6 protein-coding genes are annotated in these 6,071 nt (G+C 76.9%); all 6 read left to right on the top strand.

What is annotated here, in order from left to right; genetic code table 11:
• Positions 1–145 precede the first annotated feature (145 nt).
• The 6 genes from BM142_RS17770 to BM142_RS17745 all read left to right on the top strand — a co-directional run bounded on the left by BM142_RS17770 (position 146) and on the right by BM142_RS17745 (position 6,059).
• Positions 146–613 (top strand): MaoC family dehydratase, encoded by a 468-nt coding sequence (locus BM142_RS17770; protein WP_092201702.1) that lies wholly within the window; start codon positions 146–148, stop codon positions 611–613.
• Positions 613–1,188 carry an LOG family protein gene (locus BM142_RS17765; RefSeq protein ID WP_092201700.1) on the top strand — a complete coding sequence of 192 codons (576 nt, stop codon included), beginning with the start codon at positions 613–615 and terminating at the stop codon, positions 1,186–1,188. Before BM142_RS17770 ends, BM142_RS17765 begins: the two co-directional genes overlap by 1 nt.
• Before the next feature lie 72 nt (positions 1,189–1,260).
• Entirely contained in the window at positions 1,261–2,196 is a 936-nt protein-coding gene (locus tag BM142_RS17760; RefSeq protein WP_092201698.1) for an alpha/beta fold hydrolase, read from the top strand.
• A gap of 27 nt (positions 2,197–2,223) precedes the next feature.
• The gene (locus BM142_RS17755) at positions 2,224–3,339 is read left to right on the top strand and encodes a geranylgeranyl reductase family protein (RefSeq protein ID WP_092201696.1); all 1,116 of its coding nucleotides are present in this window, start codon (positions 2,224–2,226) and stop codon (positions 3,337–3,339) included.
• A gap of 144 nt (positions 3,340–3,483) precedes the next feature.
• The gene (locus BM142_RS17750; RefSeq protein WP_092201694.1) at positions 3,484–4,023 is read left to right on the top strand and encodes a hypothetical protein; all 540 of its coding nucleotides are present in this window, start codon (positions 3,484–3,486) and stop codon (positions 4,021–4,023) included.
• A gap of 128 nt (positions 4,024–4,151) precedes the next feature.
• The gene (locus BM142_RS17745) at positions 4,152–6,059 is read left to right on the top strand and encodes a helicase-related protein (protein ID WP_254791051.1); all 1,908 of its coding nucleotides are present in this window, start codon (positions 4,152–4,154) and stop codon (positions 6,057–6,059) included.
• Positions 6,060–6,071: the final 12 nt, after the last annotated feature.

Raw genomic sequence — 6,071 nt, 5'->3', positions numbered from 1 at the left:
GGTCGCGGGCAGTCGGACCCTGCCCACGGGGGTGGGCAAGGTCCGACCGTGCGGCGGAACACCTCCGCCCCGGGCGGGCATGAGAACCGGCCGGGCGGCTGACAGGATCGGGTCAGCGCCGTCCGCTCTCCCCGAGGAGTCCTCCATGACCACGACGACGACCATGGCCGAGGTCCCCGGACTCGTCGGCACCGAGCTCGGCAGCAGCGAGTGGCACGAGGTCACCCAGGAGCACGTGAACCTGTTCGCCGACGCGACCGGCGACCACCAGTGGATCCACGTCGACGTCGAGCGGGCGACGGCGGAGAGCCCGTTCGGTGGGCCGATCGCGCACGGCTACCTGACGCTGTCGCTGCTGGCCCCGCTGTCCTCGCAGGTCCTCGAGGTGACCGACACCGTCATGGGCGTCAACTACGGCCTGAACAAGGTGCGCTTCCCCGCCCCCGTGCCGGTCGGCTCGCGGGTGCGGCTGACGGCGAGCCTGAAGCAGGTCGAGGAGGTCACCGGCGGGCTGCAGCTCACGCTGGCCGCCGTCATCGAGCGCGGGGGTGGCGACAAGCCGGTCTGCATCGCCGAGCCGGTGTTCCGCTACTACGGCGGCCGCGCCGCCTGATGCGGGTCGCCGTCTTCACCGGGTCGCACGCCGGCCCGCCGTCGCACGCCGAGGCCGCCGCCGCCTTCGCGCGTGGTCTCGCCGACGCCGGGGTCGGCATCGTCTACGGCGGCGGGAACGTCGGGTTGATGGGCGTCGTCGCCGACGCGGCGCTGGCCGCCGGCGGCGAGGTCGTCGGCGTGATCCCGCAGCACCTGGTGGACGACGAGGTGGCCCACCCGGGGCTGCCGCGGCTGGAGATCGTGCAGTCGATGCACGAGCGCAAGGCGGTGATGGCCGACCTGTCCGACGCCTTCGTCGCGCTGCCCGGGGCCGCCGGGACGCTGGAGGAGCTCTTCGAGGCCTGGACCTGGGGGATGCTCGGCCTGCACGCCAAGCCCACCGCCCTGGTCGACGTCGACGGGTTCTGGCAGCCGCTGCTCGCCCAGCTGCGCCGCATGGTGGACGACGGCTACCTCGACGCCGCGCGGCTGGACGCCCTGGGCGTGGTGCCCGACGCGGCCGGCCTGCTGGAGTTCGTCGCGGCCTACCGGCACCCGCAGCGCAAGTGGACGGCTCCGCCCCCGGCCCCGTGACGCTTTCCGAGACGGGAAAGGCCCCTACCGGCGGGTAACCCGATCGCAACAGGCACGTGGTGCACTGGGGGGATGCCGTCCCGCCAGGTCTCCGAGGTCCGCGTGGTCCACGGGCACCGCCGCGCCTTCGTCCGGGCGGGCGAGGGTCCGGCGCTGCTCCTGCTGCACGGCATCGGGAACAACTGCCACACCTGGTCGGGGGTCATCGACCGGCTCGCCGAGACGCACACGGTCATCGCCCCGGACCTGCTCGGCCACGGCAACTCCGACAAGCCCCGGGGCGACTACTCCATCGCCGGCTACGCCAACGGCATGCGCGACCTGCTGTCGGTGCTGGACATCGAGCAGGCCACGGTCGTCGGGCACTCCCTCGGCGGCGGGATCGCCCTGCAGTTCGCCTACCAGTTCCCCGAGCGGTGCCAGCGGCTGGCGGTCGTCGGCAGCGGGGGGCTGGGCCCCGAGCTCTCCGCCGGCCTGCGCGCCGCCACCCTGCCCGGCGCCGAGCTGGTGGTCACCGCCCTGGCCGGCGTCTCCGGACCGCTCCGCACCGGCCTGCAGGCGGTGGAGAAGGTCGGCCGCGTCGCCGGCTGGCGGCGCCTCGGTGACCTGGCCGAGGCCGTCGACGCGCTGCTCGCCCTCAAGGACGTCGAGGCCCGCCGCGCCTTCCTGCGGACCCTGCGCGGCGTGGTGGACGCCCGCGGCCAGGCGGTCACCGCCCTCGACCGGCTCTACCTCGCCGACTCCATCCCGATGCTGGTCGTCTGGGGCGGCCGGGACCCGATCGTCCCCCCGCGGCACGCCGAGACGGTGCGCGCCCTCGTGCCCACCGCCCGCATCGAGGTCTTCGAGGACGCCGGCCACTGGCCGCACCTCGACGAGCCCGACCGGTTCTGCGACGTGCTCCTGGACTGGATCCGGGACACCGAGCCCGCCGCGCACGACCTGGACAGCTGGCGCCGCCTCCTGGCCCAGAACTGGGACGGCGTCGCGCGCCCCGTCGAGCGCTGACCGCCCGGCCTGCCTAGCGTTCGGGGCATGCAGCACTGGGACGTCGTCGTGGTGGGCGGCGGCCCGGCCGGAGCCGCCTGCGCCACGGCCGCCCGCCGCGCCGACCCCGCCGCCCGGGTGCTGGTGCTCGACCGGGCCGACTTCCCGCGGGACAAGGTCTGCGGCGACGGCGTCGCCCCGGAGGCGCTCGACGTCCTGGCCGGTCTCGGCGTCGATCCCGCCGGGCTCACCGCGGGGTACGCCGTGCTCCCCCGGCTGCGGCTGCGCTCCCCCGGGGGGACCACCGTCGAGCGCACGATGCAGCGCCCGGCCCGCGTCGTCCCCCGCGCGGTGCTCGACGCCCGGCTGCTCGCGGCGGGGCTGGCGGCGGGCGCGGAGTTCCGCCGGCACGCCGTCCGGCGGATCGCGGTGCACCCCACCCACGTCGAGGTCGACGGCGTCCTGACCGCCGGGGTGCTGGTCGGGGCGGACGGCGCGGAGTCCGTCGTCCGCCGGGCGCTCGGGCTCGGCCCCAACCGGCCGGACCGGCTGGCGATCGCCCTGCGCGGCTACGCGCCGGTGCCCGCTGGGCTCGAGGACGTCCAGCTCATCGCCACCACCGAGCAGCGCTGGCCGGCGTACGCGTGGTCGTTCCCGCTCGGCGACGGGCGGGCCAACGTGGGCTACGGGGAGCTGGTCTCCGGCGGGGTGAACCGGGCGGGGCTGCTCGCCGGCCTGGAGCGGCTGCTGCCCGGCGTCGGGGCCGCGGAGCTGAAGGCGCACCGGCTGCCGCTGTCCACCGGCCGGCCCCGCCAGCCCGACGGCCGGGTGCTGCTCGCCGGGGACGCCGCCTCGCTGATCAACCCGCTGACCGGCGAGGGGATCTTCTACGCCGTCCTCTCCGGGGCCCTCGCCGGTGCGGCCGCCGCCGCCGGGGGCGGCGCGGGGGCGGCGTACCGGGCGGCGCTGCGCCGGCGGCTGGGCCGGCACCTGGCGCACTCGTCGACGGCGTCCTGGGCCAGCCGGTGGCCGGCGGTCATGGACGCGGTCTTCCGGGCCGCCGCCGGCGACCAGCGGGTGTTCGACGACGTCGTCCACCTCGGCCTGGCCGACGGGCGGCTCACCGCACGCACCCTCGGCGCCGCCGTCCGCCGCCTCCGATAGGGGCTCCGGGCGTCGCGACGCCCGTCGGCATCCGGCCGGACGGTGTTCTCGGCACCGCCGCGTCGTGGTCACGTCGCCGTCACCACCGTCCCTGACGCTGATCGCGTCAGGGCCGGTCTCCGGCCCTCCGGTCCGAGGAGTGCCGTGACCACCGCCCCACCCCTCCCCTCGACCCGCGCGACGCCGGCCACCCAGCAGCAGCGCCGGCTCCGCTACGGCGCCGCGCTCGCCGCCCTGCGCGCCCGCGACGCCGTCCTGCCTCCCGGATCGGTGCAGCGCCGGCAGGCCCTGCAGGTGTGCGGCGCGGCCAACCTGCTCACCGCCCTGGGCGTCCGCGTGGACGTCGTCCAGCCCGCCGTGCCGTGGCCGCGCCACCGGCGGCACTGGCTGCTCGTGGACAACAGCGCCGGGCTGCTGGGCGACCTGGCGCTGCTGGTCGGCGCCCCGCGGACGGCGGAGGGCTGGGCGGAGACCGCCGACCGGGTGCTGCCGGTGCGCTCCCGGGCCCGGCGTCCGGCGCCGGCGGGCGAGGCCGTCGTCTGCCCGGTGACGGTGCGCTACCGGACCGACGACGGGCCGGTGCTCGCCCCGCCGCGCAGCCTGTACGAGGTGATGGGGTTCCGCGGGCTGGTCGTCGAGGTGCGGTTGCTGGCGGTGGGCCGGGAGGTGCGGCGTGCCGCCTGAGCCCGGCGCGCCCGGGCATGTTCCGGGGCCCCGCGCGGTTGCCCTCCGTAGGGTCCGCGGCAGCTGGCACCGCCGCGACGCGCGCGGACCCGCCCAGACTTCCGCCGACCAAAGGCCTGTTCCCCCCTGTGAGCGTTCCCCCGCAGCACCCCGCCCGACGCCCTGACCCCCGGCGCCGCGACCGGTCCGCCGGCCGCGCCGGGCGCGCCCGCGACGACGACCGGGCCGCCGCCCGCGTCGAGAAGCTGGCCCAGCAGAGCTGGGTCGAGGGCGCCGAGCCCGAGCTCCCGGTCCGCACCGTCCGGCCCGAGGAGGTCGTCTTCCACCTGGGGCCGACCAACTCCGGCAAGACCTACGAGTCCCTGCTCGCCCTGGAGAGGAACGGGCGCGGGGTCTACGCCGCACCGCTGCGCCAGCTGGCCCACGAGGCCTACGAGCGACTCTCCCGCGAGCTGCCGCCCGGCACCGTCGGCCTCTCCACCGGCGAGGAGGAGATCGACCCCGACGCCCCCATCGTCTGCTGCACCGTGGAGAAGGCGCCGATGCGCGGCGACCTGCTGGTGCTCGACGAGTCGCACTGGGTCGCCGACCCCGACCGCGGGCACCACTGGGCCCGGCTGGTGCTGACCGGCGAGTACCGCGAGATGCACCTGATCTCCGCGGCCGAGGCCTACCTGCTGCTCAAGCCCCTGGTCTCGGACGCGAAGACGATCACCGTCGTCAACCACAAGCGGCTCTCCCGGCTCGACGTGCTGCGCACCCCCGTCCGCCCGGACGGCGTGCGCGCGCAGACCCTGGTCGTCGCGTTCTCCCGCAAGGCCGTCTACGCGGTCGCCGCCGCCCTGGACCCGCAGCGGCCGGGCAAGGTCGGCGTCCTCTACGGCGCGCTGCCGCCGGCCACCCGCCGGGAGGTGATCGCCCGGTTCACCCGCGGCGAGACCGAGGTGCTGGTGACCACCGACGTCATCGGCCACGGCATCAACGTGCCGGCCACCACCGTGCTGTTCGCCGAGACGACGAAGTTCGACGGCGTGGAGCGGCGGCCGCTGCGCACCTGGGAGACCGCGCAGATCGCCGGCCGGGCCGGGCGCTACGGGCTCACCGGGCACGGCAGCGTCGGCGTGCTCGCCGGGGTCACCGGCCTGCGGGCCGACGCCGGGCTGCTCAAGGCCGGCGCCGAGGTGGCCCGCGGCGATGCGATGAGCGACCTGCCCAAGCGCGCCCCGCGGCTGCGCCCCGAGCTCGACGACCTGGGCGCCTTCGAGCCGGTGGACCTGCCGGAGGCGCTGACCCGCTGGATGGCGTGGGCGCGGGCGGCGACCCGCGACCAGGCGATGACCGCCGACGACGTGACCGGCCTGATCGTCCGCGTGCACGCCCTGCTGCCGCTGCTGCGCGGGCCGCTCGGCGCGGCCGGCGACCTGTGGACGATCTGGCGGCTGATCAACCTGCCCATCGACTACAACCCGCCGCGGCGCACCCGCTGGCTGGTGCTGGCCAAGGCCGCGCTCCAGCAGGCCTTCGGGCAGTCGGTCGCCCCGGAGACCGTGCTCGAGCCGATGCCGGACCGGGGCACGGTCGAGGACTACGAGCAGGCCGCGGCCGCCGCGCGCGACGCCCAGACGCTGCTGCGCTCCTTCCCCGGCGTGGCCGGGCTGACCAGCGAGGACGCCGCCGAGGTCGAGGAGGCGTGCGCCGAGCGCATCACCGAACTGCTGCCCGACGCGATCAGCCTGTCGGCGTCCGGCCGGTGCACCACCTGCGGCGCCGGCATCGCCCCCTGGTTCAGCACCTGCCGCGACTGCTCGGTCCGCTCGGCCGGGCGCGGCCCGGGCCGGGAGCCGCACCGGGGGACAGACCGGGGGACACAGCACCACGACGGGCACGACCGGCAGCCGCGTGCACCGCGGGCCGGAGGCCGCGCCACGGGCGGCGGCCGGACGGCGGAGTCCGGAGGCGGACGCCGCGGCCGAGGGACCTCGGCGTCCCGCACCGGCGGGCGTCCCGGCGCAGGACGGTCCGGCCGCAGCCGCTGACCCTGCCGACCG

This window comes from Blastococcus tunisiensis (genome assembly GCF_900112815.1).
GTDB classification, from domain to species: domain Bacteria; phylum Actinomycetota; class Actinomycetes; order Mycobacteriales; family Geodermatophilaceae; genus Blastococcus_B; species Blastococcus_B tunisiensis.
The sequence above is the reverse complement of the archived record's forward strand: the minus strand, read 5'-3'. Positions and strand labels throughout refer to the sequence as shown.

Bases quoted from the DNA above. Each gene is read 5' to 3' on its own strand.
- BM142_RS17770 (WP_092201702.1), top strand. From the start codon at position 146: ATGACCACGACGACGACCATGGCCGAGGTCCCCGGACTCGTCGGCACC.
- BM142_RS17765 (WP_092201700.1), top strand. From the start codon at position 613: ATGCGGGTCGCCGTCTTCACCGGGTCGCACGCCGGCCCGCCGTCGCAC.
- BM142_RS17760 (WP_092201698.1), top strand. From the start codon at position 1,261: ATGCCGTCCCGCCAGGTCTCCGAGGTCCGCGTGGTCCACGGGCACCGC.
- BM142_RS17755 (WP_092201696.1), top strand. From the start codon at position 2,224: ATGCAGCACTGGGACGTCGTCGTGGTGGGCGGCGGCCCGGCCGGAGCC.